The following is a 24,812-nucleotide window of genomic DNA, read 5'->3' on the forward strand; positions in this document are numbered from 1 at the left end:
GAGCCGCCCGAATCCCGCCCAGGAGATCAGTAGGGTCGCGAGGTGCCCATCTCTCGCCGATCCAGTACGCGTAGACGCAGCAGGTCCCCGCGCCGGAAAGGGGTGAGCCAGTCGCAGCGGCCGCTGCCGTTCGTCGGTCCGGGCGAGCGGCTCTGGGTGCTCGATGTCCCCTACGGGACCCAGGTCGACGATGCCGCCTGGCATCCCGCGGTGAAGATGCACCTCTACGTCGGCCGCGCACTCCCCGAGCATCTCGCGCCCTACGCTCCCGGCCCCCACACCCTCGGCCGGTTCCTCGAGAACACGCTCAATCCTGACGATCCCGCACCTACCGCCGAGCCGGCCGAGGACCTCGAACCTCGCCAGAACCAGTACGAGGCGGCCGACGCGATCGCGGAGTGCGCCGCAGCTGGCGGCCGGCAGTTCCTGCTGGCCGATGAGCCCGGCGTCGGCAAGACGATCTCTGCCGTCCTCGGAGCAACGGCAGTGGGCGATCTGCGCGGCGCCGAGCGGGTGCTCGTCGTCGCCGACCGGCCCGCGGCGATCACGATCGGCCACTGGTGCCGCACCATCACGGCGCTGGGCGACGGTGGCCTGGAGTGGGTGGTGATCACGTGGGACCGCCTGGAGAAGGTCACGGGCCACACATGGGACGTGATCATCGCGGACGAGGCCCACGCCCTGCGTCGAACCACGACTAAGCGGTGGAAGCTCTGGGCACGGATCTCGGGGCACGGGAAGCCGCACGACAAGGCGCCGTTCGTCATCGCGACCACCGCGACCCCCGGTCACACACCGCTCGAGCTGCCCTACCTGGCCCCGGCCTACGCGCAGGCGCACGGCGAGACCATGAAGGAGTGGACCTCGGCGTCCCAGCCCGGCGCCACGTTCGCCGCCGCGCTCGAACGCCACGGGGTCGGCCTGGAGCGAGGCCGCTACGGCGCGACGTGGACCACCGACGCGGAGCGCCGCGCCGCGGACCTCGCGCGGGTGCGCGGCTGGCTCGAGGATCAGCGGCCGCCGGCCATGCTGCACCGCGCGGCGCCGTGGGGGCCGGTGCCGATCTCCGGGATGCCGGTGACGCTCACCCCGGCGGAACAGGAAGCGTACGAGGCCGAATGGGGCGAGTTCTGCCGCGAGATGGACATCGCCCGGCGCGGCCGCAACACCGCCAAGGGCCGCGCGGCCCTGCTGCGCTTCCGCCAGAAGGCCGGGCTGATCCGCGTCGACTCCACGGTCGCCTGGATCGCCCAGCAGGTCGAGGCCGGGCGCCAGGTGGCGTGCTCGGTCGAGTTCGTCGGCACCGCTGCCGACCCGATCGCCGAACGGTTGCGCGATTCCGGGCTGGAGGTGGCGACGATCTACGGGCGCGACCGGTTCGACGTCGAGGCGGAACGGCTCCGGTTCCAGACAGGGCAGGCGAAGGTCTGCGTGTTCACCACGGTCGCCTCGATCAGCCTGCACGCCGGCGAGACTCTCGACGGTGGCCGCCAGGCGAGCACCGAGCCGCGGGTGGGCGTGTTCCACCAAGCCCGCTTCTCGGGCATCGCGGGCCGGCAGGTCACCGGCCGCACGCACCGCGACCAGCAGGTCTCCCCCTGGCACATCGCCTACGCCCAGGGCACCGTGGAGGAGCAGGTCAGCAAGGTGATGGTCGAGAGGATCGCAGCTGCCTCCAACACCGTGGGCGGCGACACGGACGGGCTTACTGACATTGCGCAGCTGCTCGGTGCGGACTGGCTGCCGCCGACGAGCCTGACCTCAGATTGAGCTCGGCGCGGCCGGGTCCCATTCGCCACGCGTCACGATACCGACGAACAGGCGCTGCGGCAGGGCCTCGACGGATACGACCATCAGACCGTGGGTCCGAGCCCGACCATGTCGGGTGAGCAGCAACAACCCTTCACCCCGCCGCCAGCATTCCCGCCACCGCCACCATCGTCACCGCCACCACTCCGTCGAGCACCCGCCATGACCTGGCACTGGAAAGCACATGTCCCAGTCCCCGCGCTCCGAATCCCAGCGCCGAGAACCACAGCGTGCTGCCCACCAGGGCCCCCGCCGCGAACTGCCACGCCTGCGCGCCGTGGGTTGTGGCGATGGAACCGAGCAGCAGCACGGTGTCGAGGTAGACGTGCGGATTCAACCAGGTGAGCGCGAGCGCGGTGGTGACCACAGCGCCGAGCCCTTTCCGCTGCCCAGCCCCGTCGGCCTGCAGGAATTCGCCGCCGCGCAGTGCACGCCGGGCGGCGAATGCCGCGTATCCCAGCAAAAAGGCAACGCCGGCCCACCGGGCGATCGCGACCAGCTCGGGCGCGGCCCGAACCAGAGCGCCGAGGCCGCCGGCTCCGGCGGTGATGAGTACCGCGTCCGAGGCGATACACACGACGACGACCGCCAGCACGTGCTCACGGCGGATGCCCTGACGGAGCACGAACACGTTCTGAGAACCGATGGCGACGATGAGCGAGAGTCCGGCAAGGAGGCCGTTCAGAGCGGTGGTCACGAGAGTCGACGCTAGAGCCAACTAGACTGAAGCGCCAGCAACTATTCGTGCAGCGCGTGAAGCATTGCTTCACCTAGACTCCGCGTATGCGCATCGATCCCGCCCTCGCGGAGACCTTGCGCCTCGTCGCCGACGAGGGCACCCTCGAAGCCGCGGCGCGCCGCCAACACATGACGCCGTCGGCCGTGAGCCAACGGCTCAAGCTGCTCGAGCAACAGCTTGGGCAACGCCTGCTGGTGCGCGCGAAGCCGGTGCGACTCACCGCCCCCGGTGAGGTGGTGGTGCGCTTCGCCCGCGGGCAGTCGCTCCTCGAGCATGAGGCGAGCGCGGCACTCGGACTCGAGACGCAGGGTGAGCAGCCACGGATCGGGATCGCGGTGAACTCGGACTCACTGGCGACCTGGTTCGTGCCGGCCCTCGCCGGTTTCGCCCGGGAGCACGATGCGCAGCTGGAGCTGCAGCGCGAGGACCAGGACGAGACCGCGCGCTTGCTCACCACCGGTGCGGCCCTGGCCGCTGTAACGTCCGCGCGCTCGGCCCCGCCCGGGTACCGTTCTCTGCCGCTGGGCAACATCGTGTACATCGCGGTCGCCTCTCCCGTGTGGCGGGAGCGCTGGGCCAAGACGCCGTCCGGACCCGTCGGCCCGGATGTCCTCTCCCGGGCCCCGCGAATCGACTACGACACAAGCGATGACCTCCAGGCGACCTGGCTGCGCCGCCAAGGTGTCAACCCGGCGCTCGCCCCGCGTCACTTGGTGCCTTCCACGCACGAGCTCGCCGATGCAGTCGTCGCCGGGATCGGCTGGGGGATGCTCCTGACCATGCAGGCCGAGCCCCTGCTCGCCCGCGACGAGCTTGTCGAGCTTGGCGGGGAGCCCGTTACCTCGACCCTGTTCTGGCAGGTGGCGAAGACCCCATCAGCCTTGCTCGAAGCGCTCACGGATGCGGTGCTCGAGACCGCGCAGAAGGCACTGCGCCAGGGGTGACGCGTCCAACCCCGCACCGCTTCGACCCGACACCTCTCCCTGCCCCGCCCTGTTGGTCCTGCGCACGCCGATGTGCGGACTTCACCGCACTGGTGGTCGACTTCTCGAACTTCGATCCTCCGATACGGGAGACCGCTGTAGATCCCGTCAGGTGACACGCCCCCAGCGGGCACAGTCGCGGCCGTCGCGACGCCGACCAGCACCTCGGTACGCTCCCTTCGGGAGGCACGTTCCTGCGCCGCCTCACTCCCCTGACGCCCGCACCTCGGAGGCCCCGTTGATCGACCCCGTCGACCTCGCCGCGGATCTGGTCCGCATCCCCAGCCCGTCGACCGACACCGACGGCATGCGGGCGGTCCAGCAGCACGTCTCAGCTCTCCTCTCCGAGCACGTCCCCGGCGTCCGGATCAGCACTGGCGGGGACGAGCGACCGTGGACCCTGATCTCTCTCGGGCCGAGCGGCTCCGCGCCGCTCTTCGCGTGCCATACCGACACGGTGCCGGTGGGCGAGCCGAGCAGCTGGTCACGCGATCCCCACAGCGGCCAGATCGAGGGCACCGACCTGCACGGCCGGGGTGCCGTGGACATGAAAGGCGGGCTCGCCGCGGTGACCGCTGCCCTGGTCCGCGCCGCAGCACAGGGCGCTGGCGGGCACCTGCTGCTGACCGCCGATGAGGAGATCGGATCGCTCGGGGCGCAGCGCACCGGGGAGGCGATCGCGGATCTGGACCTGATGGGGATCATCGTGCCCGAGGCGACCGCCCTGGGCGTGCGGTGTGCCCATCGCGGCGCCAGCTGGCTGCGGTTGATCGCCCGGGGCCGCGCCGCGCACGGCTCCGCCCCGGAGCGCGGGGTCAACGCCGTGCTCCGCCTCGCCGGAGCCCTGAACTCCGCCCTGGCCACCGCTCCCCTGCGCCATGACGAGGTGCTCGGCGCGGAGACCGCCTCCATCGGCACGTTCCACGGCGGGGACGCCACGAACATCGTCCCGGCGACGGCGATCGCGACCCTGGACCAAAGGACCGTCGCGGACTCGGCTCCCCTGCTCGAGCATTGGCGCCGGACCGATGGCATCGACGAGGTCGAGACGATCCTCGATCTCGCCGCGCTGCGCACCGATTTCCAGGCGCCCTTCGTCCGCTCGCTGCCCGCGCCCGTGGACCCGACCCCGGTCACCTACTTCACCGACGGTTCCGTACTGCAGGGTTTCCGCCCGGATGTCCCGATCGTCATCTGGGGCCCGGGGGATCCGACGCAGATGCACTCCGTGGACGAGCGCGTCGAGCTCGCTCAGCTCGCCGCGGCCACGGACCTTTTCACCCAGGTCCTGCTCTCACGCGGGTGAGGTCGCGTTCGCGCTGACCGATTCGGCGATCTTCAGGTCCATCGGCAGCAGGTGGGCCGTCGGCGCTCCGTGGTTGCCGGCGGCCTCGACGAGGTCCAGTGCCTGCCGCGCGATCTCCGCGAGCGGCTGGACGACGGTGCTGAGCCGGGGCGTCACCCAGGAGCCCTGCTCGATCCCGTCGAACCCGATCAGCGAGAGGTCCTCGGGGATGCGCAGGCCGTGCATGGGCGCGGCCGCGGCCAGACCGACCGCGACGATGTCACTCGCGGCGAAGACCGCCGTGGGCGGGTCCTCGAGGCGCAGGACGCGGGAGAGGGCGCTGGCCCCGAACGACTCGGAGTATGTCCCCTCGAGCACCAGATGAGGGTCCACCTCGAGGTGGGCGTCGCGCAATGCCCGCAGATGGCCTCGCAGCCGGTCCCGGGCGGAGCCGAGGCGGCCGGGGCCGGCGAGGTGCGCAATACGGCGGTGCCCTTTGCTGAGCAGGAAGGTGGTCGCCTGGTAGGCGCCCTCGAAGTTGTCGGCACCCACGAAAGGTCGGTTCTCCGCCAGCGGCCCGTCGAGCTTCTCGTCGACCACGACGAAGGGGAAGTCCTCCGGCACCTCGGCGAGCAGGGCCCCGCTGCCGGTCATCGACACGAACAGGACGGCATCTGCTCCCAGGCCGCGGCCCTGGGTGCAGGCGGTCACGATCTTGCGCTCCCGGGCCTCGAGCCCGTCCGAGACGAGCACGGAGACCTCGAGGTCACGGTGGTGGGCGGCGTCGGTGAGCGCCTGGGTCAGTTGCGCGAAGTAGGGATTGGACAACTCCGGGATGACCAGCGCGAGGTGCCTGACCGTGCTGCTCGGCGCGGCGAACCCGGTGCTCTTCATCGCTGTCCGGATGCGGGCCTCGGTCTCCGCGCTGAGCCGGAGCTGACCCTTGAGGAAGCGCGAGACGGTCGAGGTGGAGACACCCGCTTCCCGGGCGACGGCGGATATCGACATGGGTTCCCTTCCGGTGGCGCTGCCTCGACAGGCTACGCGGGACTGGCTTGCGATCCGAACGCCACCGCTCTAGTGTCAGAGCACACAACGATTGCGCAATTGTTGCGCAACACAGGTCTGGACGCCCCCGAGGAGAGATCACACATGGCGAAGGTGCTTTTGGCAGGAGAGTCGTGGGTCAGCGCGACCATCGACCACAAGGGCTACGACCCCTTCCCCCACACCCAGGTGCAGATCGGCTGCGCCCGGCTGCTCGAGGTGCTGGGTGCCCGGGGCCACGACGTGACCCACCTGCGCTCCCACGACGTGGCCGAGTTCTTCCCCCAGACCCGCGAGGAGCTCGATGCCTACGACGTCGTCCTGCTCTCGGACATCGGCGCCAACACGCTGCTGCTCCCGCCGCAGGTCTTCGACCAGGGCCGCCCCGCCCCCAACCGCCTGCATCTGCTGCGTGACTGGGTCCGTGACGGCGGCGGGCTGATGATGGCCGGCGGCTATCTCTCCTTCCAGGGGTTCGGCGCCAAGGCGAACTATGCCGGCACCGCCGTCGAGGAGGTCCTGCCGGTGAGCATCCACCGCTGGGATGACCGCGTGGAGTCCCCGCAGGGCGTGCAGGGCACGCTGACCGGCACCGGCCACCCCGTCGTCGCCGGCCTCGACGCGACCTGGCCGATCCTGCTCGGATACCAGGAGCTGGTCGCCACGGACGACGCGACCGTGCTCGCCGAGATCGAGGGGCACCCGCTGCTCGCGGTCCGCACCGTCGGCGCCGGACGCACCCTGGCCTTCGCCTCGGACATCTCCCCGCACTGGGCCCCCGAGGAGTTCATGGACTGGGCCGGCTATGCGACGCTGTTCAGCCAGGCCATGACCTGGCTGGCCGGCGACGACTCGGGCGAGGTGGCATGAGATGAACACGACCTCCGACGACGTCGTCCACGATCGCCCGCCCGTCGCGAAGACCGCCTCCCTGAGCCTGTTCGTCCTGTTCACCGTGCTCGCCGGGACACTGGGGCCGATGCAATCCGCCGTCAACGGGCGCCTCGGCGCCGATCTCGGTGACGGTCACCTCGCCTCGATCGTCTCTTTCGGCAGCGGCCTGCTGCTGATGTTCGTGATCATTCTTCCGCGGGCCTCGACCCGCCGCGCCTTCGCGAGCCTTCCCGACCATCTGCGTCGGGGCACCATCCCGTGGCCGAACTTCTTCGCCGGGCTGTGCGGGGCGGTGATCGTCCTGTCCGAGGGGATCTCGGCAGGGCCACTGGGCGTCGCGACCTTCCAGACCGCGCTGATCTCCGGCATGGTCATCTCCGGCGTGGTGTGCGACCGCCTCGCCATCGGTGTCCAGTTCAAGCAGGCCGTGAGCTTCTTCCGGATCCTCGGTGCCGCTCTCGCCGTCGTCGCGACCGTGCTGGTCGTCTCCCCGAACTTCGAGACGCCCCACGCCCTGGCACTCGTCGCGCTGCCCTTCGCCGGCGGCCTGCTCGCCGGCTGGCAGCCCGCAGGTAACTCGAACGTCGGCAAGCTGGCCGGGTCGATGCTGGTCGCGATCACGTGGAACTTCCTGATCGGATTCGTGTTCCTCACCGCGGCGTACCTCATCCGCCTGGGCACAGGCCATGCGAGCTTCGCGCTGCCGGACACCTGGTGGATGTATCTGGGCGGCCCGCTGGGACTGGCCTCGATCGCTCTGATGGCGATCCTGGTGAGACGTCTGGGACTGCTGCTGCTCGCGCTGGCCTCGACGGCAGGCCAGCTGGTGGGCTCCATCCTCATCGACGCCCTGATCCCGGGGATGGGCACCGTGCACGGCGTGACGATCCTCGGTGCCCTGGTGGCGCTGTGCGCCTCCGCGATCGCCATGATCCCCTCGAAACAGGTGCGCACGCAGGACGGCGCTCGGCAGCTGGCCGCGCACGACGGGCAGGAACCCCAGTCGCAGGAGGCGCGCCCATGACGCAGTCTCCGCGAACGGTGCAGACGGTGGCGGGTGCCGTCGATCCCGCCGAGCTCGGCGTGGTCCTTCCTCACGAGCATCTGTTCAACGACTTGAGCTCGTGCCTCGTGGAGCCGACATACTCCTTCAGCCAGGTCCTCGCCGATCGTCCCGTGGACGCCTCCCTGCAGTGGGCTCTCAAGCAGGATCCGTACTGCAGCGCCGACAACGTCGCCCCGAAGGACCCCGCCGGGGTCCGGGCCGAGGCGGCCGCCTTCCAGGGCGTCGGCGGAGGCACGATCGTCGACGCCACCGGGTCCGACGCCATCGGCCGCTCCCCCGCGGATCTCGTGCGGATCTCCCAGGAGACGGGGGTGCACGTGGTCATGTCCACCGGCGCCTACCTGGAGAAGTTCGAAGGGGACCGCCTGAGCAGGCACAGCGTCGACGAGCTCGCGGGCCACATCCTCGGCGAGCTCCGTGACGGCGTCGGCGAGGAGCGGGTGCGAGCCGGCATGATCGGCGAGGTCGGGGTCTCCCCCGACTTCACCGATGGCGAGCGGACCAGCCTCCGTGCCGCGGCCCTCGCCCAGCGGGAGAGCCCCGGCACGGCGATGAACATCCACATGCCCGGTTGGCAGCGCCGCGGCGACGAGGTGCTGGACATCGCCCTGGACGAGATGGGCGCCGATCCCGCACAGGTCTCCCTCGCCCACAGCGACCCCTCCGGGATCGACCTCGACTACCAGCGCCGCCTCCTGGACCGTGGCATCTGGCTCGAGTTCGACATGATCGGCCTGGACATCTCCTTCCCCGGCGAGGGGGTCTCCCCCTCGATCGTGGACACGGCCGACGCCGTGGCCCGGTTGATCGAGCTGGGGTACGGCGACCAGCTCCTGCTCAGTCACGATCTGTTCCTCAAACAGATGTGGAGCCATCTGGGAGGGAGCGGTCTGGTCCTCGTACCGACCGTCTTCCTGGAGCTGCTGGCCGCGCGGGGCGTGGACTCCGAGCGAGCCGAACGGCTGATCACCACGAACCCCCAGCGATACCTCGGAGGGTCTGGACAGTGACCTCGACGATCGCCGGGCACAGCGGCACCGGGGAGGGCCGGATCCTCGTCGTCGGGTCCGTCAATGTCGACCTCGTCCTCGCGGTGCCGCGCCACCCGGCGCCGGGCGAGACGCTGGTGGGGACCAGATCGCGCCGTTCACCGGGCGGCAAGGGCGCGAATCAGGCCTGCGCCGCAGCGCGCCTGGGCGGCGACGTCCGCTTCGCCGGCCGCACCGGCACCGGGGCGGACGCCGACCTGGCACTGGGCCTGCTGCGCCGCGCCGGTGCGGACATCAGTGCGACCACACAGGTGCCCGGGTCCGAGACCGGACTGGCCGTGGTCACCGTCGACGACGCCGGCGAGAACAACATCGTGATCATCCCCGGGGCGAACGGTTCCTGGACCGCGCCGGACGTCCACGGGCTGAGGGCTGCTGTGGAAGCGAGCGACCTCGTCGTCTCCCAGGGAGAGATCCCTGCCGCCGCCGTCGATCAGCTGGGACAGCTCTGCGCCGAACTCGGGACCCGCTTCCTGCTGAACCTCGCGCCGGTGATCGACGTCGAAGAGACGACGCTCGCCGCAGCCGATCCCCTGGTCGTCAACGAATCGGAAGCACGTCTCGCGCTGACGGCACTGACTGGCGCCGACGCTCCGGACGATGATGCAACAACGGTGCGACTGCTGCGCGAGGCAGGAGTGCGCAGCGTGGTCATGACCCGCGGAGCCCGCGGCGCGATCCTGGCGGCAGGGGCCGACGACAAGGTCACCGAGATCGGCTCACCGGCGGTGCGGGCCGTCGACACAACCGGCGCCGGCGATGCGTTCGTCGGCGCACTGGCCGTGGGGCTCGCCCGGGGTGAGAGCGCAGCCCAGGCGTGCCGGCGAGCGGCGCGCGTGGGTGCTTACGCGGTGACCAGGCACGGGGCGCAGCCGTCCTACCCGGAGAAGGGGGACGAATTGCCTGCGTAGGGCAAGCCGGGCGGCTCCCCGGCCGTGAAATCCCCGAGGAGAACGACGAAGGCAAGCTGAGCGCCGGCGCAGCGCGCCCCGGTCCTCGGGGACCGCCGTCAGCGTGCATTCCAGAACCGCGCCAGCTCCATACCGCCCAGAACGACACCTTCCGCGCCCTCAGTTCTGGCCAGACGCGCGTCCCGCGCTACCCCCGCTCGAGGCTCAACTCCAACCCGAACTGCTGCGCCGCGGCCGCCAGCTCCCTGTCGAACGTGGCCATCGCCGCCATCGCCTCCCCATAGAGCAGTGCCGTGGACAGGTGCAGAGCATCCATCGCCCGCAGGCCGGAGCGGAGCGAGAGGGCATGGTCGATGACCTCGTCGTCGACGGCGTCGAGGTCGACCCTGCTGACGATCGCCTCGACATCCGCGTGGGAGCCGCCTCGGCGATCGACAGCTACGTGCAGCTCGACCTCGAGCAGCCGCGAGGAGATCAAGGCCGTTCCGCCGCGGAAGAGCTCCTCGACCTCCGCGACCCCGGGCTCTCGACTCAGCAGCGTGTAAGCCGCAGAGGTGTCCATGTAGATCACAGCCGCTCTCCGCGCATGTCCTCGATCATCTGCTGCGCGCTCCACCCACGGATCGGGGAGGAGATCTCGGGAACGCCCCGCTGAGCCGCAGGACGGAGGGCGCCGCTTGCCGCTCGTCGAGCACGCCGGTCGGACTCGACCGGTGATATGCGCGCGATCGGGGCCCCCCGGTCCGTCACGGTGACGTCCTCACCGGCCTGAACGCGCGCGAGGACCCGGGCGGTCTGCTGGTTCAGTTCGGTGCGCGTCACGTCGGCCATGAGACCATCCTAGCCGTTGCTACTACTTCTAGTACTTACCTGATGTGGACAGAACGTGGCGGGCCGGAGCTGGCCCCCACGGAGCGGCGCGTGCCTGCGTGCGATCCGCCCCCGCGAGCTACTCGAAGTACATGTGATGGTGCAGCGCGCACCCCGGATTGGAACCGGCTCCGCATCGCGGGCACCGATTCGACGACTCGACGTACTCATCGATCGTCAGCTCGCTCCAGCACACCCCGCACAGAATGGCCTGTTCCCCCCGAGACCCGGCGGGCCACGGGAAGGAGGCGTGGCCCGCGGTCTCCTCGTGACACAGATGGCACGGGTAGTACTCGCCGCAGCACGCGAAGCGGATGGCGATCACGTCCAGCGCCGTCCCGTAATGAATGCACCGTGTCTGCGCATCCGCCGTGGGCCCGTGCACCACCGGCACCGTCGCCTCAGGCTCATTCATCGCGCCACCGAGGGCACCACCGCGCCGACGGGCGGCTCTCCACCCGTCGGCCGGTTCGCGCCGTCCCGTCGGCCGGTCCTCTCCGTCCCGCTGCTCACGGCGTCAGCAGGCTCTCCAAGTCCGACGTGTCCACCAGCGGATCATCTAGGTCCACGGTGATCCGCGAGTGCGCCATGAGCCGAGCCCGCCCGGTGATCGTCGAGTCCCACGCCGGGAAATCGCCCACGGTGGTCTCGCCCATCACGGCGCCCACGAAGCGGTTGCCGCGCGGGGAGATCGTCTCCAGCGTGTCCCCGGGGGCGAGGTCTCCCTGCCCGGCCATGAGCGCCAGCCGCGCCGAGGTGCCGGTCCCCGTCGGGCTGCGGCAGATCACGCCCGGATGCACGTACGTCGCCGAGCGGGACTCGACCTTGCCGCTCTCCAGCGTGCGCACCCGCCCCATGAAGTGGACGAACGGCAGCGGGCCCACGTCCCCCAGCGTCGGATGCTCCTGGCGGAGGCCGGGGCGGGCCTTGCGCACGAACGCGTCGCCGAAGGCGGCCAGCGCGATCTGTTCGTCGGCCGTGAGCTCGAAGCCGTGGGCGCCGGCGTCGACCATGGCGAAGTAGGCGCCGCTCCAGACCAGGTCGAACTCGACCCGGCCGTAGTGGGGGACGTTGACCGACAGGCCGCGTTCGGCGACGTAGGCGGGCTCGCCCTGGGTGGTGACCGACTCGACGCGCCCGTCGACGTTGCGGGCGGTGATCCGGGCCAGCCCCGCGGGGGATTCCAGCACCACCTGCTGCAGGCCCTCGGTCATCGGGATGATGCCGCTCTGGAGCAGAGCGGTGGCGGCGCAGAGGGTGTTGGAGCCGGAGTACATCGGGTACCCCATGGCCTCCATGATGATGTAGCCGGCCTGGGCCTCGGGGTGGCCGGGTTCGACGATGAGGTCGACCGACATCGCCGGGTCACCGTAGGGTTCCGAGAGCAGCAGCCGGCGCAGCCCGTCGCCCTCCTGCTGGAGGAAGCGCGCCTTCTCCAGGGCGGTGCGTCCCGGCAACGGCTCGATGCCGGAGGTGACGATGCGGCTGACGTCTCCGCCCGCCTGGGTGTCGATCAGTTCGATCACGCGTTCACGATGCATGCGGTGCTCCCACGTTCTCCCAGTGCCGGTCGGGCACGACGACCAGGTTGCCGATGTACGTCTTGCCCATGAAGGTGCGCTGGGCGTCGTGGAAGTCGGAGAGGCGGAAGGTGCGATCCAGCAGCGGCCGGATCGTACCGTCGTTGATGTAGCCCGCCAGGCGCCGGAACGCGGTGCGGGTGCCCTGCGAGGAGCCGTGCAGCTCGAGCTGCTTGAGGTACATCGTGCGCAGGTCCAGGTCCACCACCGGTCCGCCGATGGCGCCGGCGGTGGAGTAGCGACCCTCGGGGCGCAGGATCCGCAGCAGGTCATTGAACATGGGGCCGGCGACGAGGTCGGCGACCACGTCCACGGGGGCGTCGACGACGTGCTCGACCTCGGCGACCAGGTCTCCCGCGCCGCGGAGGATGACGTCCTCGGCGCCGATCTCGCGCAGCGCGTCCTCCTTGCCGGGGCTGGTGACGGCGTAGGGGATCGCGCCGCGCGCCCGCGCCAATTGGATGATGGCGGAGCCGACGCCGCCGGAGGCGCCGGTGACCAGCACCCGCTCTCCCTCGGCCAGTCGGCTGCGCACCAGCATCTGCTCGGCGGTGAGGTAGGCGCAGCAGAAGGTGGCCAGCTCCGCGTCGGTGATCTGGGCGCTCATCTCGTAGGCGTTCTCCGAGGGGACCGCGACGTACTCGGCGTAGCCGCCGTCGCGGCCGTGACCGATGTAGTCGATATCGGCCAGGGACTCATCGCCCTCGGGCCGGTTGTAGATGCTGAAGTCGACCATCACGCGCTGGCCGATGCGGCCCTCGTCGACGGCCTCGCCCACTGCGGCGATCCGGCCGACGATATCGGTGCCCTGGATGCGGGGGAACTCCAGCGTGGAGCGGCCGCGCCGCCACGAGGAGACCTCCTGCGGCTCCGTGTCGCTGCCGTAGGCGCCCTCGCGCACCCACACGTCGGTGTTGTTCATCCCGCACGCGTGCACATCGATCAGCACTTCGCCGGCGGCAGGGCTGGGCGTGGGGACATCACTGGAATAGACGAGCTGCTCGAGCCCGCCGTGGCCCACGAGCTGGACCGCGCTCATCGTCTGCGGTATCGACGTCATCGATGGCCTCCCGTACTCGGATCGCGCGGCCATGCGGTCGCGCGTCATCAGGGACGATTCCCGCCTCTGGCGATCGAGTCTAGGGGCGCGAGGTCACGGTGGCGTACCCCGCTCTCGGGACGCGGATGGGTGGGCACCACCTCTCGCAGCAGCGGACGTGGGGACACACTGGGCCACCTGGCTCGTCCCATCGCGGTCCACGCATGCGGCGGTGCCGGAGGATCACTGCACCCGACCAGTTTGTGACGCAGCCCGCAGACATCTGCGATCGGCGGCACAATCGACCTATGGGGATGGGGAACCAAACAGACGAACGTCAGCGAATCCTTCAGTACTGGTCGATGCTGGAGCTCTTCAGTCCGCAACCGGTGCCGAAGCTGACCAAGCGCTCGACACGCCCGAGCGACCGGCAAACCGTCGAATGGCGGTTCGGAGACCCGCTGCCGTGGCAGACGCTGGCCCCGCCCGCGCCATCGGGGAAGAAGCCGAATTCCTGGCGTCATACCGTCTACCTCGGCGTCTATCAGCTCGAGGACACATATCAGCATCTTCATCGGGCTTTCGGTGAGGACCGCGACGCGTACGACGAGCGCCGTGCCGGGCGCAGCGCATGCGCCGGCGTCGTGCTAGACCAGCACGGTGTGCTCGTGCCTGACTCCGCGGTTCTATCCTCCGCGCTGTGGGCCGTGGCCCGTCTCATCACAGGCTCCACGACGCGCAGCCCCCGGTGGACGGCGGAGTTCCCCCGCGCGGCCCGCGACTTCGTCGACAAAGTGGACGAGGTCGAAGGCGCGCGTCGTGATCTCTCCTCAGCGGACCGCCAGCTCCCGCAGGACCAGGAGTCGCTGCAGGCTCTGCTTCGGACGACGCACGCCGCCGCCGGGATCACGGGGATCGACGACCTCGCCACCTCGCGCATCGTCATCGACTCGGTGGTCCGCCAGGACCGGGACGGGGACGAGGCGTTCGACAGCGATTTCCTCAACAGCTTCTTCCTCGAGGATCTGGCGACGGTCCAGACGGCGACGCGGAGCGGGGGCTGCCCCCGTGCACTGGCCGAGTACCTCAGCCCCACCGCCGTCGAGGCTGATCGCAGGGTCGACGTCATGACCGCCCACACCACCGTCGATGACGGTGCCGGCGTCGACCGCCTGCCGAAGGGGCGCTGGCCGTCAGCACCCGAGCACACCCTCGCGCTCCGCCAGCAGTTCGCCGTCAACCGCGCGCTCCAAGACCTCGGGAAGGGAGCCGGCCTCATGGGCGTCAACGGTCCCCCGGGCACCGGGAAGACGACAATGCTGCGCGACGTCCTCGCCGGGAACGTGGTTGAACGTGCGCGACGATTGGCCGCACTCTCTCGCCCTGAGGCGGCATTCACGGCGACCACGCACACGTGGCGCTCCGGCGATTTCCCTCGAACGATCCGTCAGCTCCGTCCCGAGCTCACAGGTTTCGAGATGGTCGTCGCCTCGGCGAACAACGCGGCGGTCGAAAACGTGAGCACTGAGGTCCCCGCGCAGGACGCCATCGCGAAGCCCTGGCGAGGGAAGGCTGAGTATTTCGCCGACATCGCTTCGGCGACGCTGGGCTCCACCCGGCAGGGCGGGGAGGGAAGCGACGACATCCCCCGTGCCTGGGGTCTTGTGGCAGCTCGACTGGGGAACAAGAACAATCGCAGCGCATTCCGAAGCGAGTTCTGGTTCGACAAGACCACCTGGGACACCCGAGAACGCACCCAACGCACAGAGCCGCGCATGCAATCTCGGCTCAAGGACTGGAAGGACGGAAAGGCGCCGCACCGGACCTGGGCGGAAGCCCGGACCGCGTTCCACACCGCCGAGAAGCGGGTCGACGCGATCATGGGGCAGCGCCGCGCAGCGCAAGAGCGACGGAAGGGCTTGGGCTCGGCGCTCGCGCACGCGGAGGAGCTCGCCCGTCGCGCCGCGCAGCGCAGTGACGATCTTCGCCTCGCCCGCGACGCCGTTCGCGACCACGCGGGCGTCACTGAACAGGCCGAGGCCGACTTCGCGGAGGTATCGGCAGCATGGGACCGTCACCTGGCGACCAAGCCCGGCTGGCTCGAGACTCTCTTCTCACTCGGCGGGGCGGCCCGGACGTGGCGAGCGAAGCTCGAACCCCTCGAGGAACGACGAGACACTGCCGAGAACTCCCTCGGGCAGGCTCGCGCGCTCGCACAGCGTCTCGATCATCAGGCACGAACTCTCCAGACCGACGCAGCCGACGCGAGCATGAACCGGCGGCGCGCCGAGGCGAAGGTGAGCGAGCTGCGCCGGCAGATCGCTGCGGACAGCGATGCCGTCGGCCCCGGATACCCGGGGGAAGGGTGGACGGGCGAGCAGCGCGAGCTCCACGCCCCATGGCTCGACGCGGAGCTGGATTGGGCTCGCTCTGAACTGTTCCTCGCGGCGCTTCGACTGCACGAGGATTTTCTGGCCAATGCCGCCGACGACATGCTGAAAGGGCTCCGTGCAGCTATGGACGTCGTCGCGGGGAGCGCTCCCCGCGACCTCGAGCCGGAGAAGGTCCTCGCCGCTTGGCAGACGTTCTTCCTCGTAGTGCCCATGGTCTCGACGACCTTCGCGTCCTACGCGCGCATGTTCGCCGGTCTCGGCCGAGAGGCGCTGGGTTGGCTCTTCATCGACGAAGCAGGGCAAGCGAGCCCGCAATACGCCGCGGGGGCGATCTGGCGCACGCAACGGGTCGTCGCTGTGGGCGATCCCCTGCAGCTCCAACCTGTCGTGACCATGCCGCAGAAGGCGCAACGGGACATCGCTACAGCATTCGGCATCAGCTCCGAGTGGATTCCGCCGCAGGCATCGGTGCAGACTCTCGCCGACCGCGTCTCGCCCTACGGCACCACGCTGGGGCGGGGGGATCAGGCGGTGTGGGTGAGCGCGCCACTCACCGTCCACCGGCGCTGCGATGACCCGATGTTCCGCCTGTGCAACGAGATCGCCTACGACGGGATCATGGTCAGCGGCGTGCCTCGTACGCTCGATAGTCTCAAGCATTCAGACCTCTTCGACACTCCGGACGGGCCGCGGATCACGCCCAGCAGCTGGCTCGATGAGCCTGCACGCACCACTGGGACCCACCTGCAGGAGAACCAGATCAGCCGTCTCCTGCGCGAGCTCGAACAGCTCCGGGCCGAAGGCGTCGAAGCCTCGGAGGTCATCGCGATCTCCCCGTTCCGCACCATCGCGGACCGGCTTGCCGACCTCACGAGCCGACATCCGGATCTCACAGCCGGAACCATTCACACTGCCCAAGGCCGGGAAGCCGACGTAGTCTTCCTCGTGCTGGGCGGGGATCCTTCGGCCCCCGGCGCGAAGTCGTGGGCATCGGAGACCGTCAACCTCGTCAACGTCGCAGCGAGCCGCGCGAAGCGTAGGCTCTACGTGATCGGCGACAGGGCTGCGTGGTCGAAGTACAACTACTTCCAACAGCTCGCGGCGTGCTTGGGAGAGTCGGGTCCCGTTCAGGAGTAGCTTGGGAGAGTCGGGTCCCGTTCAGGAGTAGGGAGCGGACCGTCAGCCCTCCACGGGCCCGCCCCGCTGGGCGAGCTTCTCCCGGATGCCCCGGACCGCACGCCCGAGGCCCGAGACGTTGTCCTCCTCCTCGGGCAGCTCGACGAAGTCGACGATCGAGCGCATGGTCGCCAGGTCGATGCTGGGCTTGCCCTCTGCGAGCTCCAGACCGATCCGCTCCCCCACCAGTTTCTCCAGTCTCTGGGCTGCCTCGGGGCCGCGCTTCTCGCGGGCGGTCTCGAGCCGGTCATGGAGCAGGGCGACGGCGACTTCGGAAGCCGGGAAGGGCTCGGAGTAACCGGCGATCGTGATGTGTTCCAAGGTGCGTCCCAACGAATCGAGGATCAGCGCGCGGCATCCTCGGGCGCGCGCTGCCGGGCGGCTGCGGCCGGCACGTCAGCACAGTACCGCCGTCCGCGCGCGGGGCACGCAACGGTCCGCACCTCGTCGTGCAGCGGGCCGCGGCCCGCCCTGTCGGCCGGCCGTCCTCCAGCCACCACCATCACCGCCCGCGCCGATAGACTCGATGGGTACTCACCGCTTCCAGCGTCGGCAGCGAATCCCCGCCGATCCGTGCTGGAGCACCGTGTCCTCGAACCCCTCGCACTCCCCCGCCCCGCTGCCCGCCGGTCGCCTGCGGCTGGTCATCCTGGCGCTGTCCCTGGGCGCCTTCGCGATCGGCACCACCGAGTTCGCCAGCATGGGGCTGCTGCCGCAGATCGCGGACTCGCTCGAGGTGAGCATCTCCCAGGCCGGCATGCCCATCAGCCTCTACGCCCTCGGGGTGGTCGTCGGCGCACCGCTGGTGACGATCGCCGCCGTGAGGACCCCGCGCGCCCGCCTGCTGGTGCTGCTGATCGGACTGATCGGCGCGGGCAACCTGCTCTCGGCCCTGGCGCCGGACTTCGCGGTCCTCGCCGCGGCGCGCTTCCTCGCCGGGCTCCCCCACGGCGCCTACTTCGGCGTCGCCTCCCTGGTGGCCGCGCGACTCTCCCCCGTCGGCCGACGGGCCCGCTCCGTCTCGCTGGTGATGCTGGGCCTGACCATCGCCACGATGCTCGGCGTCCCGGCCTCCACGGCGCTCGGCCAGAGCATCGGCTGGCGCTCCGCCTACGTGATCGTGGTGGTGATCGCCGCGGCCAGCACGGTCGCCGTCTGGCGCCTGGTGCCGGAGCCCGAGGGCACCGGTGCGGCTGCGTCGATCCGCGGCGAGCTGCGGGCCCTGCGGCGCGCCCAGGTGTGGTTCGGGCTCGGCATCGGCTCCATCGGCTTCGGCGGCATGTTCGCCGTCTACAGCTACATCGGCGAGATCGTGCCGGGCGTGATGGGTCTCGGCGAGCGGGCGGTGCCCCTCGCGCTGTTCGTGTTCGGGATCGGCATGACGGCGGGGAATCTGCTCGCCGGTCGCCTCGCCGACCGCAGCATCTACGGCACCATCTTCCTGGGCCTGGCCGGGATGATGCTCAGCCTCGCGGTGTTCGCCCTCGTCGCCCACCAGGCGATCGCCGGCATGGTCCTGCTGCTCGCGATCGCCGTGACGTCCCAGCTGATGGGCCCCTCGCTGCAGCTGTTCCTGCTCGACGCCTCTCCCGACGCCCCCTCGCTCGCCGCCGCGCTGCACCACTCGGCGCTGAACATCGGCAACTCCCTCGGGGCCGCGCTCGGCGCCGCCGTGCTCGCCGCGGGCTGGGGCCTGGTCGCCCCGGCGTGGACGGGCGTCGTGCTCGCGGTCCTGGGGCTGGGGATCGCCGGTTGGTCGTATCTCGTGCACCGGCGGCAGGAGGCGCGGGATGAGCCTGTGACGGCCTCGGTCGAGGTGTCGGCGTCGAGTTGATTCGCACCACCTGAGGTTCCCAGCAGTACCGTCGTCGTCTGGCTGCTCATGAGCCGACCGAAGCGGGCGACATGGGTGCAGGTCGGGGCACGAAGTCTCCTATGTCGTCCTACGTCGACGTTTCGCCACGTCGCCGTACGTCGACACAGCGTGACAAGCAGGCACTCCTTCCAGACTGCGCAATGTCGACATTTGTCGACAACTGCGCTTGTCGTAGTACCTCGACATTAGCGGTCGGCGCGCCTACTATCGCTGTATGACCAGCCGTCGACTGCGCACGCCCCAGGACATCGGGGCCGCCATCCGAGACGCCCGCACTACTCAGAACCTCACCCAGGCCGACCTCGCCCGCGCAGCCGGGGTCTCTCGCGACTGGTTGATCGGCGTCGAACAAGGAACCCGGCCCCGCGCGGAACTCACCAAGATCCTCTCCGTCCTCGAGACTCTGGACGTCCAACTCACCAGCGACGACGGCCCCCACGAGACGACGACCCGGCAGATCACGGTGCCGATGCCACAGGTTCAGATGCCCGTAATCCCTCAGGTCTCCACGAACGCGATCACGCAAGCGGCTATCGACGCCATCCGACAGACGCGACCGGACGCGATCGCCAGGATCATGCAGAAGAACACTGCCCCCGCCCTCGCGGCAGCGATGAAGGCCGCCTCCCCCCGGTCCACGGAGTCTCTGCTCAGAGCCATCGAAGCCAGTCGAGCCTCCATGGCAGCCTCGTTAGCGCGCGGGCCCCGCAGCGAAGCGCAGCACGACGACCACGAGAACGAAGCTGACGCGTGATCAAACGTCTGCACATGGTCACCAACGGGAGAGTGATCGGGTATCTCGACGAGATCCGCGGAGGAGCGCTCGAACTCGTCACCCCGCCCCTGGAGGACACCGCGCGCGTCTCTCTGGCCTTCGCGCCGAGCACAAAGCCAGTCCAGCGGCGCAAGGCGCGCGCCTACATCGAGGGACTGCTGCCAGATTCAGAAGATGCACGCAGAGCCATCGCCACCCAGTTCCACGTCTCCGCCAACAACCCCTTCGCACTGCTGTCGGTCATCGGCCGGGACTGCCCCGGCGCGATCCAGTTCCTCTCGGACGAGGTGATGGCTGACCTGGGCGCCGGTGGCCTGGAGCCTGTGTCAGAACAAGACATCGGCCAACGCATCAGAGCCCTCAGAGAGAACTCTGACCAACCGTGGCTGGGAGGACATGAACACTGGTCCCTGGCCGGAGCACAGTCCAAGTTCACGCTTCGCCGGAAAGACGAGAGGTGGTTCGTGGCGCACGGCGCCGAGCCGACCACTCACATCGTCAAGCCAGGGGTTCGCGGACTCAACAAGCAGGCGCTGATCGAGCACGTCTCGCTGCGAACCTTCCAGATTCTGGGCATGCCCACCGCACCCTCGCAGTACATGCTCTTCGACGGCGAGCCTGCGATCGTCGTGGCGCGCTTCGACCGCGTCCCCACGCCGGACGGCCAGCTGCTGCGCGCCCATCAGGAAGATCTCTGCCAGGCGACATCCACCCTTCCCGGCGCCAAGTACAACGTGACCGCGAAAGATGTGGTGGAACTTCTGACCCTGCACGGCGCCTCGGGCATGGACATCATCACGTTCGTGCGGTCAGTGCTCGCGAACTGGTTAATCGGAGCTCCCGACGGGCACGCCAAGAACTACTCGGTGCTGCTGACGCCGGATGACGTGGCGCTCGCTCCCCTGTACGACGTCTCCACAGGTCTGGGATACGGCGCCGACTGGCCGAAGGTGGCGATGGGCATCGGCGGCGAGAAGGAATTTTCGCGGATACGTCGCCACCACGTGGAGAAGTTCGCCGCGGATCTGCTCGGCGAGGCTCTGGTTGATGACGTCCTTGAAATGGCGATACAAACGGCCCGAGCGATCCCGGATGCATTCCGGATCGCCTGCGATGAAGTCCCCGTCGACCCCGAGGGTGCGGCGCAGCTGGAACGGACCCGCAGAGACGTGGGCGCACATTGCTCACGCGCGTTGGCAGTCCTCACGGGCCCCGCCTAAGACTCACGCAGCAACGCCTGTCCTGATTGCCTACGTCACGAGCCGTCACCGAGATCCGTCGCGGCGCGCCGCTCGCGCATCCTGGCGACTGCTCCACGCACCTCGACAGGTGCACGATAGGTTCTCCCGAGATCTCGCTCTGCCTCATCGTCGCAACCCCCTCCGAGCACCAGCCCCCTGCTGACCAGATTGTCCATGCTCAGGGAGACGCGAACGAGCCGCCACAGCTCGGCGGCTACGACATGCCCGGTGCGACGGTCGATCGGCACGTCACGGATATGCGGATGGCGCAGAAGGCCGACCAGGAAGTGCACAGTCTCGGAGCAATGGATGAGCTCCGCGTCCCCGGGGTGGTCCGGGAGCACCAGCCCGTCCGGTCCGCTCGCCACCAGAAGGGCAACGAGACTGTCCTCGCTGAGAACTCCCCCCGTCCCGCCGAACCACAGGCCGGTGCCGACGTCGGCATGCTCGAGCCCGATCTCGATCATGGACTGTGCCTCATCGACGTCCAGACCGGGGACCGTGCCGGCCATCGAGGATGCTCGGTGCCCCTCGGAGACACGCACCGATCCGTCCGCGCGAAGAAGCACACCGTGCCGGATCAAGACGCTCCATACGAACTGCGTGAGTGAGTCGCCGCGGTGCCGCCACCACGTATCGATCGGGGCGTCGCCGAAGATAGACCTTTCGACCTGCCGGCGGTCCACCGCGAACAGGTCGCCCCGTTTGGTGAGCCGTCGGCCCTCCCCGATGAAGTCGACCAGATGTCGCATCGTCCGGAAGAACGGTAACTGGTCGAGCCCCACCGCCATAGCGGCCGGTCGGGCTGCGTCGGCCGGTTCTGTGGTCGACGTCGGAGCGTCCCCGAGGAACCATGGGACCTGCCGGACGCGCGGTTCGGGAATGTCACTGAGGTCGTCGGGACCGGTGCCGTGCGCATAGTCGATGGTCATTCCCCGAGCGTGGTGGCACCGCTGAGCGAGCGCCACGACATGGGCATCGCTGTGGATCGTGCATGTCTGGGGAGGAACGACGGGTTGGCCGCCATCGCGCTCACGTGCGGCCGACACGTACATGTGTCCGGGTCACTAGGTCCGCCCCGGCACAAGAGCGCGTGGGCCGACGAACACGAGCCGCCCACGGATCTGGCAAGGGTCGCCGGCGGCCGAGGCAGCGCACCCGTTACCCCTTCGTGATCTGCGTCGCTCCGTCGAGCCGGCATCCCCGCCGCGACCTCCCCTGATAACCCGCCGGCCACTCACTCGACCTGCCGCGCCAGACCCCTTCCGCATCCCGAATCGACGCCGCTCGCTTGCCCTCCCCCGCCCCGCCCTCTAGCGTCGACGACCAGCGGGGCGCCCCATGAACACCATCGGGGAGCTTCCGCATGCAAGATTCCGGCCTGCATCCGAGACGACATCTGAGGCGCTTCTGTGAACATCGGCGAATTCGTCCGCTCTCGCTCCGGTGAGATCATCTTCGCCTCGTTCCAGCATTTCAGCCTCGTCGTCCAATCGGTCGCCATCGCGACGCTGATCGCCGTGGCGATCGCCGCGCTGGTCCACCGCAGTCCCACCGGTCGCGGCGTCGCGAACGCGGTCAGCGCGATCGGGCTGACGATCCCCTCCTTCGCCCTCATCGGACTGATGGTCGCGCCGTTCGGGTTCGGCGTGGCCCCTGCCGTGATCGTCATCGTCTTCTTCGCGACCCTGCCGATCCTGCGCAACGCGATCGTCGGCCTCGCCGGCGTCGACCCCGCCGTCATCGAATCCGCCCGCGGCGTCGGCATGAGCCGCCTGGGCACGTTCTTCCGCGTCGAACTGCCGCTGGCCTGGCCCGTCATCCTCAGCGGGGTGCGGGTCTCGGCGCAGATGGTGATGGGCGTCGCCGCCATCGCCGCCTACGTGCTCGGACCGGGACTGGGTGGATTCATCTTCCAGGGGCTCTCGCGCCTGGGCGGTGCGGGAGCGATCGAATCCGTCATCACCGGCATCGTCGGCGTGGTGCTGCTGGCACTGATCCTCGACCTCATCCTGCTGGGCATCGGCAGGCTCACGACCTCGAAGGGCATCCGTTGACCGACACCGACCAGACCACCGCACCCGCGGACCACGAGATCAGCGGACGCTCGATCCGCCTCGAGGACGTCACCAAGCGCTACCCCGGGCAGGCGCGCCCCGCCGTGGACGGCGTGACCCTCGAGATCCCCGAGGGCCAGGTCGTCATGCTCGTGGGCCCCTCGGGCTGCGGCAAGACCACCACGCTGAAGATGATCAACCGCCTGATCGAGCCCAGCGAGGGCCGCATCATGCTGGGCGATGAGGACGTCACCTCGATCGACGGCGACCAGCTGCGCCGCCGCATCGGCTACGTCATCCAGGCCGGCGGGCTCTTCCCCCACATGAGCGTCTCCCAGAACATCGCGCTGGTGCCCAAGATGCTCGGCTGGGACAAGGCCCGCATCACCGCCCGTATCGACGAACTGCTCGAGCTGGTGGGCCTGGACCCCGACGTGTACCGCCACCGGTACCCCAAGGAGCTCTCCGGCGGCCAGCAGCAGCGCGTCGGCGTGGCCCGCGCCCTCGCCGCCGATCCCCCGGTGCTGCTGATGGACGAGCCCTTCGGGGCGGTCGACCCGATCACCCGCCAGCGCCTGCAGGACGAGCTGATCCGGATCCAGCAGGAGGTGCGCAAGACGATGGTCATCGTCACGCACGACTTCGACGAGGCCGTGAAGCTCGGCGACTGGATCGTCGTCTTCCGCGACAGCGCCCAGATCGTCCAGTACGACACCCCCGAGCGGATCCTCGCCGAGCCCGCCGACGAGTTCGTCGAGGACTTCATCGGCTCCGGCGCGGCGCTGAAGCAGCTCGCCCTGCGCCGCGTGCGCGAGGTCGAGACGATCGAAGCCGTCGTCGCCCCCGCCGGCGGAAACGCGGCCGAGGCCCTGGAGCGCGCGAAGCAGATCGGACACAACCACGTCGTGGTCACCGACAAGCGCGACCGGCCGATTGCCTGGCCCTCCCGTCGGGCCCTGTCCCGCATGCAGCAGCTGCCCACGGAGCTGGACCCGGCGCTGCCGGCCGTGGGCTCCGGCGCCACCCTCAACGATGCGCTGGACACCATGCTCGTCTCCAGCGCCGGCGCCTGCCTCGTCACCGGCCGCAACAGCGTCTTCGAGGGCGTCGTGGACGTCGAGACCGTGATGGACGCGATCACCGCAGCCCGCGAAGCCGCCGCCGAGCGCTCGACCGATGCGCCGGTGGGCACCAACACCGGCACGGTCGCGGCCGTTCCCGCCGAGGACGCGGAGGCTTCCGCCGATGACTGAGGTCGGGACCCCAGCAGAAACCTCCACGGCCACGGACGAGTCCATCCGGGGCTGGCGGGCGCTCGGCGTGCAGATCGCCGTGCTCCTGGCCATCCTCGTCGGTTTCGGGATCTGGCTCGCGTTCGCGCCGCTGTCGGAATCCGAGCGAACCACCCTGAACCCGTCCTCGCTGCTGGAGCTGACCGGGCAGCACCTCGCGCTCACGTTCGTGGCCACGGTGATCGTGCTGGTCATCGCCATCCCCCTGGGCATCCTGCTCACCCGAGGCCCGATGCGGGCCGTGGCCGAACCCGTGCTCGCGATCGCGAACGTCGGCCAGGCGGCCCCCGCCGTCGGCCTCATCGTGCTGCTGGCGGCGCTCATCCCCAACGGCTTCCGGGCCGCGGTGATCGCGCTGGTGCTCTACGCCGTCCTCCCGGTGCTGCGCAACACGATGATCGGCATCCAAGGCGTCGACCAGCGCCTGGTCGAGGCCGGCCGCGGCATGGGGATGACCTCCCTCGCGGTGCTGCTGCGCGTGGAGCTGCCGCTGGCCGTGCCCGTCATGCTCTCCGGCGTGCGCACCGCACTGGTGCTGCTGGTGGGCACCGCCTCGCTGGCCGCCTTCGTCAACGGCGGCGGCCTCGGCCTGCTGATCACCACCGGCGTGAACCTCTACCTCTTCGACGTCCTCAGCGCCGGCGCCCTGCTGGTCGCGCTGCTCGCCCTGTTCATCGACTGGCTCGGACGCGTCGTCGAGCACATCGCCCGACCGAAGGGACTGTGATCG

The 24,812-nt window shown here is 69.6% G+C and carries 23 protein-coding genes; 14 read left to right on the forward strand and 9 right to left on the reverse strand.

Annotated features, from left to right (window positions below; translation table 11 throughout):
• The first annotated feature begins 102 nt into the window (after nucleotides 1-102).
• Nucleotides 103-1,770 (forward strand): helicase, encoded by a 1,668-nt coding sequence (locus ACFQS2_RS03480; protein ID WP_377792757.1) that lies wholly within the window; start codon nucleotides 103-105, stop codon nucleotides 1,768-1,770.
• A gap of 133 nt (nucleotides 1,771-1,903) precedes the next feature.
• On the opposite strand, the gene ACFQS2_RS03485 is transcribed toward ACFQS2_RS03480, so the two are convergent.
• On the reverse strand, nucleotides 1,904-2,506 hold the full coding sequence (locus ACFQS2_RS03485) for a LysE/ArgO family amino acid transporter (RefSeq protein ID WP_377792758.1): 603 nt from the start codon (nucleotides 2,504-2,506) through the stop codon (nucleotides 1,904-1,906).
• Nucleotides 2,507-2,592: 86 nt separating this feature from the next.
• Here ACFQS2_RS03485 and ACFQS2_RS03490 point away from each other — a divergent pair, with 86 nt between their 5' ends.
• Together ACFQS2_RS03490 and ACFQS2_RS03495 are read left to right on the forward strand one after the other, a co-directional pair.
• Complete coding sequence (locus tag ACFQS2_RS03490) at nucleotides 2,593-3,492, forward strand: ArgP/LysG family DNA-binding transcriptional regulator (protein WP_377792760.1); 900 nt, start codon at nucleotides 2,593-2,595, stop codon at nucleotides 3,490-3,492.
• 277 nt (nucleotides 3,493-3,769) lie between these two features.
• Nucleotides 3,770-4,837 (forward strand): M20 family metallopeptidase, encoded by a 1,068-nt coding sequence (locus ACFQS2_RS03495; protein ID WP_377792761.1) that lies wholly within the window; start codon nucleotides 3,770-3,772, stop codon nucleotides 4,835-4,837.
• Here the strand turns inward: ACFQS2_RS03495 and ACFQS2_RS03500 are convergent.
• On the reverse strand, nucleotides 4,826-5,824 hold the full coding sequence (locus ACFQS2_RS03500; protein ID WP_377792762.1) for a LacI family DNA-binding transcriptional regulator: 999 nt from the start codon (nucleotides 5,822-5,824) through the stop codon (nucleotides 4,826-4,828). The genes ACFQS2_RS03495 and ACFQS2_RS03500 overlap by 12 nt on opposite strands.
• A gap of 144 nt (nucleotides 5,825-5,968) precedes the next feature.
• Here ACFQS2_RS03500 and ACFQS2_RS03505 point away from each other — a divergent pair, with 144 nt between their 5' ends.
• Genes ACFQS2_RS03505 through ACFQS2_RS03520 form a run of 4 tightly spaced genes read left to right on the forward strand, consistent with a single transcriptional unit; the run spans nucleotide 5,969 to nucleotide 9,783 of the window.
• Nucleotides 5,969-6,733: a glutamine amidotransferase gene (locus ACFQS2_RS03505; protein WP_377792763.1), complete on the forward strand. Its 765-nt coding sequence runs from the start codon at nucleotides 5,969-5,971 to the stop codon at nucleotides 6,731-6,733.
• Nucleotide 6,734: 1 nt separating this feature from the next.
• Nucleotides 6,735-7,781: a DMT family transporter gene (locus tag ACFQS2_RS03510; protein ID WP_377792764.1), complete on the forward strand. Its 1,047-nt coding sequence runs from the start codon at nucleotides 6,735-6,737 to the stop codon at nucleotides 7,779-7,781.
• Nucleotides 7,778-8,833, forward strand: coding sequence for a phosphotriesterase (locus ACFQS2_RS03515; RefSeq protein WP_377792765.1), 1,056 nt, complete (start codon nucleotides 7,778-7,780; stop codon nucleotides 8,831-8,833). The genes ACFQS2_RS03510 and ACFQS2_RS03515 overlap by 4 nt, the downstream gene beginning before the upstream one ends.
• Nucleotides 8,830-9,783 carry a ribokinase gene (locus ACFQS2_RS03520; RefSeq protein ID WP_377792766.1) on the forward strand — a complete coding sequence of 318 codons (954 nt, stop codon included), beginning with the start codon at nucleotides 8,830-8,832 and terminating at the stop codon, nucleotides 9,781-9,783. The genes ACFQS2_RS03515 and ACFQS2_RS03520 overlap by 4 nt, the downstream gene beginning before the upstream one ends.
• 187 nt (nucleotides 9,784-9,970) lie before the next feature.
• On the opposite strand, the gene ACFQS2_RS03525 is transcribed toward ACFQS2_RS03520, so the two are convergent.
• The 5 genes from ACFQS2_RS03525 to ACFQS2_RS03545 all read right to left on the reverse strand — a co-directional run bounded on the left by ACFQS2_RS03525 (nucleotide 9,971) and on the right by ACFQS2_RS03545 (nucleotide 13,293).
• The gene (locus ACFQS2_RS03525) at nucleotides 9,971-10,345 is read right to left on the reverse strand and encodes a type II toxin-antitoxin system VapC family toxin (RefSeq protein ID WP_377792767.1); all 375 of its coding nucleotides are present in this window, start codon (nucleotides 10,343-10,345) and stop codon (nucleotides 9,971-9,973) included.
• A 5-nt stretch (nucleotides 10,346-10,350) separates the two neighbouring features.
• Complete coding sequence (locus ACFQS2_RS03530; RefSeq protein WP_377019693.1) at nucleotides 10,351-10,614, reverse strand: type II toxin-antitoxin system Phd/YefM family antitoxin; 264 nt, start codon at nucleotides 10,612-10,614, stop codon at nucleotides 10,351-10,353.
• Between the two features lie 118 nt (nucleotides 10,615-10,732).
• Nucleotides 10,733-11,068 (reverse strand): CHY zinc finger protein, encoded by a 336-nt coding sequence (locus ACFQS2_RS03535; protein WP_377019692.1) that lies wholly within the window; start codon nucleotides 11,066-11,068, stop codon nucleotides 10,733-10,735.
• Nucleotides 11,069-11,162: 94 nt separating this feature from the next.
• Entirely contained in the window at nucleotides 11,163-12,194 is a 1,032-nt protein-coding gene (locus ACFQS2_RS03540; RefSeq protein WP_377019691.1) for a proline racemase family protein, read from the reverse strand.
• Nucleotides 12,184-13,293, reverse strand: coding sequence for an alcohol dehydrogenase family protein (locus ACFQS2_RS03545; protein WP_377019690.1), 1,110 nt, complete (start codon nucleotides 13,291-13,293; stop codon nucleotides 12,184-12,186). Before ACFQS2_RS03545 ends, ACFQS2_RS03540 begins: the two co-directional genes overlap by 11 nt.
• 287 nt (nucleotides 13,294-13,580) lie before the next feature.
• Here ACFQS2_RS03545 and ACFQS2_RS03550 point away from each other — a divergent pair, with 287 nt between their 5' ends.
• Nucleotides 13,581-16,802 carry a DEAD/DEAH box helicase gene (locus ACFQS2_RS03550; protein WP_377792768.1) on the forward strand — a complete coding sequence of 1,074 codons (3,222 nt, stop codon included), beginning with the start codon at nucleotides 13,581-13,583 and terminating at the stop codon, nucleotides 16,800-16,802.
• 42 nt (nucleotides 16,803-16,844) lie between these two features.
• On the opposite strand, the gene ACFQS2_RS03555 is transcribed toward ACFQS2_RS03550, so the two are convergent.
• Nucleotides 16,845-17,174, reverse strand: a complete 330-nt coding sequence (locus ACFQS2_RS03555) for a hypothetical protein (RefSeq protein ID WP_377019688.1) — start codon at nucleotides 17,172-17,174, stop codon at nucleotides 16,845-16,847.
• 253 nt (nucleotides 17,175-17,427) lie between these two features.
• Here ACFQS2_RS03555 and ACFQS2_RS03560 point away from each other — a divergent pair, with 253 nt between their 5' ends.
• From ACFQS2_RS03560 to ACFQS2_RS03570, 3 genes are all read left to right on the forward strand, one after another.
• Nucleotides 17,428-18,675, forward strand: coding sequence for an MFS transporter (locus ACFQS2_RS03560; protein ID WP_377792769.1), 1,248 nt, complete (start codon nucleotides 17,428-17,430; stop codon nucleotides 18,673-18,675).
• 256 nt (nucleotides 18,676-18,931) lie between these two features.
• Nucleotides 18,932-19,471: a helix-turn-helix domain-containing protein gene (locus ACFQS2_RS03565; RefSeq protein ID WP_377019686.1), complete on the forward strand. Its 540-nt coding sequence runs from the start codon at nucleotides 18,932-18,934 to the stop codon at nucleotides 19,469-19,471.
• Nucleotides 19,468-20,712, forward strand: a complete 1,245-nt coding sequence (locus ACFQS2_RS03570) for a HipA domain-containing protein (protein WP_377019685.1) — start codon at nucleotides 19,468-19,470, stop codon at nucleotides 20,710-20,712. Before ACFQS2_RS03565 ends, ACFQS2_RS03570 begins: the two co-directional genes overlap by 4 nt.
• Before the next feature lie 35 nt (nucleotides 20,713-20,747).
• Here ACFQS2_RS03570 and ACFQS2_RS03575 read toward each other — a convergent pair whose 3' ends face one another.
• Nucleotides 20,748-21,788, reverse strand: coding sequence for a hypothetical protein (locus ACFQS2_RS03575; protein ID WP_377792770.1), 1,041 nt, complete (start codon nucleotides 21,786-21,788; stop codon nucleotides 20,748-20,750).
• A gap of 363 nt (nucleotides 21,789-22,151) precedes the next feature.
• Between ACFQS2_RS03575 and ACFQS2_RS03580 the strand changes: the two genes are divergently transcribed.
• The 3 genes from ACFQS2_RS03580 to ACFQS2_RS03590 are packed head-to-tail and all read left to right on the forward strand — an operon-like array spanning nucleotide 22,152 to nucleotide 24,809.
• Nucleotides 22,152-22,790, forward strand: a complete 639-nt coding sequence (locus ACFQS2_RS03580) for an ABC transporter permease (protein ID WP_377019700.1) — start codon at nucleotides 22,152-22,154, stop codon at nucleotides 22,788-22,790.
• A complete protein-coding gene (locus tag ACFQS2_RS03585) occupies nucleotides 22,787-24,043 on the forward strand; it encodes an ATP-binding cassette domain-containing protein (protein ID WP_377019683.1) in 1,257 nt (418 codons plus the stop codon). The genes ACFQS2_RS03580 and ACFQS2_RS03585 overlap by 4 nt, the downstream gene beginning before the upstream one ends.
• Nucleotides 24,036-24,809 (forward strand): ABC transporter permease, encoded by a 774-nt coding sequence (locus tag ACFQS2_RS03590; protein ID WP_377019682.1) that lies wholly within the window; start codon nucleotides 24,036-24,038, stop codon nucleotides 24,807-24,809. Before ACFQS2_RS03585 ends, ACFQS2_RS03590 begins: the two co-directional genes overlap by 8 nt.
• Nucleotides 24,810-24,812: the final 3 nt, after the last annotated feature.

Source organism: Brachybacterium sp. GCM10030267, assembly GCF_042666875.1.
Taxonomy (GTDB): Bacteria; Actinomycetota; Actinomycetes; order Actinomycetales; family Dermabacteraceae; genus Brachybacterium.

Coding starts and splice junctions, on each gene's coding strand:
- ACFQS2_RS03510 (WP_377792764.1), top strand. CDS start 6,735: ATGAACACGACCTCCGACGACGTCGTCCACGATCGCCCGCCCGTCGCG.
- ACFQS2_RS03550 (WP_377792768.1), top strand. CDS start 13,581: ATGGGGATGGGGAACCAAACAGACGAACGTCAGCGAATCCTTCAGTAC.
- ACFQS2_RS03490 (WP_377792760.1), top strand. CDS start 2,593: ATGCGCATCGATCCCGCCCTCGCGGAGACCTTGCGCCTCGTCGCCGAC.
- ACFQS2_RS03540 (WP_377019691.1), bottom strand. CDS start 12,194: ATGCATCGTGAACGCGTGATCGAACTGATCGACACCCAGGCGGGCGGA.
- ACFQS2_RS03545 (WP_377019690.1), bottom strand. CDS start 13,293: ATGACGTCGATACCGCAGACGATGAGCGCGGTCCAGCTCGTGGGCCAC.
- ACFQS2_RS03505 (WP_377792763.1), top strand. CDS start 5,969: ATGGCGAAGGTGCTTTTGGCAGGAGAGTCGTGGGTCAGCGCGACCATC.
- ACFQS2_RS03565 (WP_377019686.1), top strand. CDS start 18,932: ATGACCAGCCGTCGACTGCGCACGCCCCAGGACATCGGGGCCGCCATC.
- ACFQS2_RS03575 (WP_377792770.1), bottom strand. CDS start 21,788: ATGTACGTGTCGGCCGCACGTGAGCGCGATGGCGGCCAACCCGTCGTT.
- ACFQS2_RS03500 (WP_377792762.1), bottom strand. CDS start 5,824: ATGTCGATATCCGCCGTCGCCCGGGAAGCGGGTGTCTCCACCTCGACC.
- ACFQS2_RS03535 (WP_377019692.1), bottom strand. CDS start 11,068: ATGAATGAGCCTGAGGCGACGGTGCCGGTGGTGCACGGGCCCACGGCG.
- ACFQS2_RS03530 (WP_377019693.1), bottom strand. CDS start 10,614: ATGGCCGACGTGACGCGCACCGAACTGAACCAGCAGACCGCCCGGGTC.
- ACFQS2_RS03525 (WP_377792767.1), bottom strand. CDS start 10,345: ATGGACACCTCTGCGGCTTACACGCTGCTGAGTCGAGAGCCCGGGGTC.
- ACFQS2_RS03590 (WP_377019682.1), top strand. CDS start 24,036: ATGACTGAGGTCGGGACCCCAGCAGAAACCTCCACGGCCACGGACGAG.
- ACFQS2_RS03515 (WP_377792765.1), top strand. CDS start 7,778: ATGACGCAGTCTCCGCGAACGGTGCAGACGGTGGCGGGTGCCGTCGAT.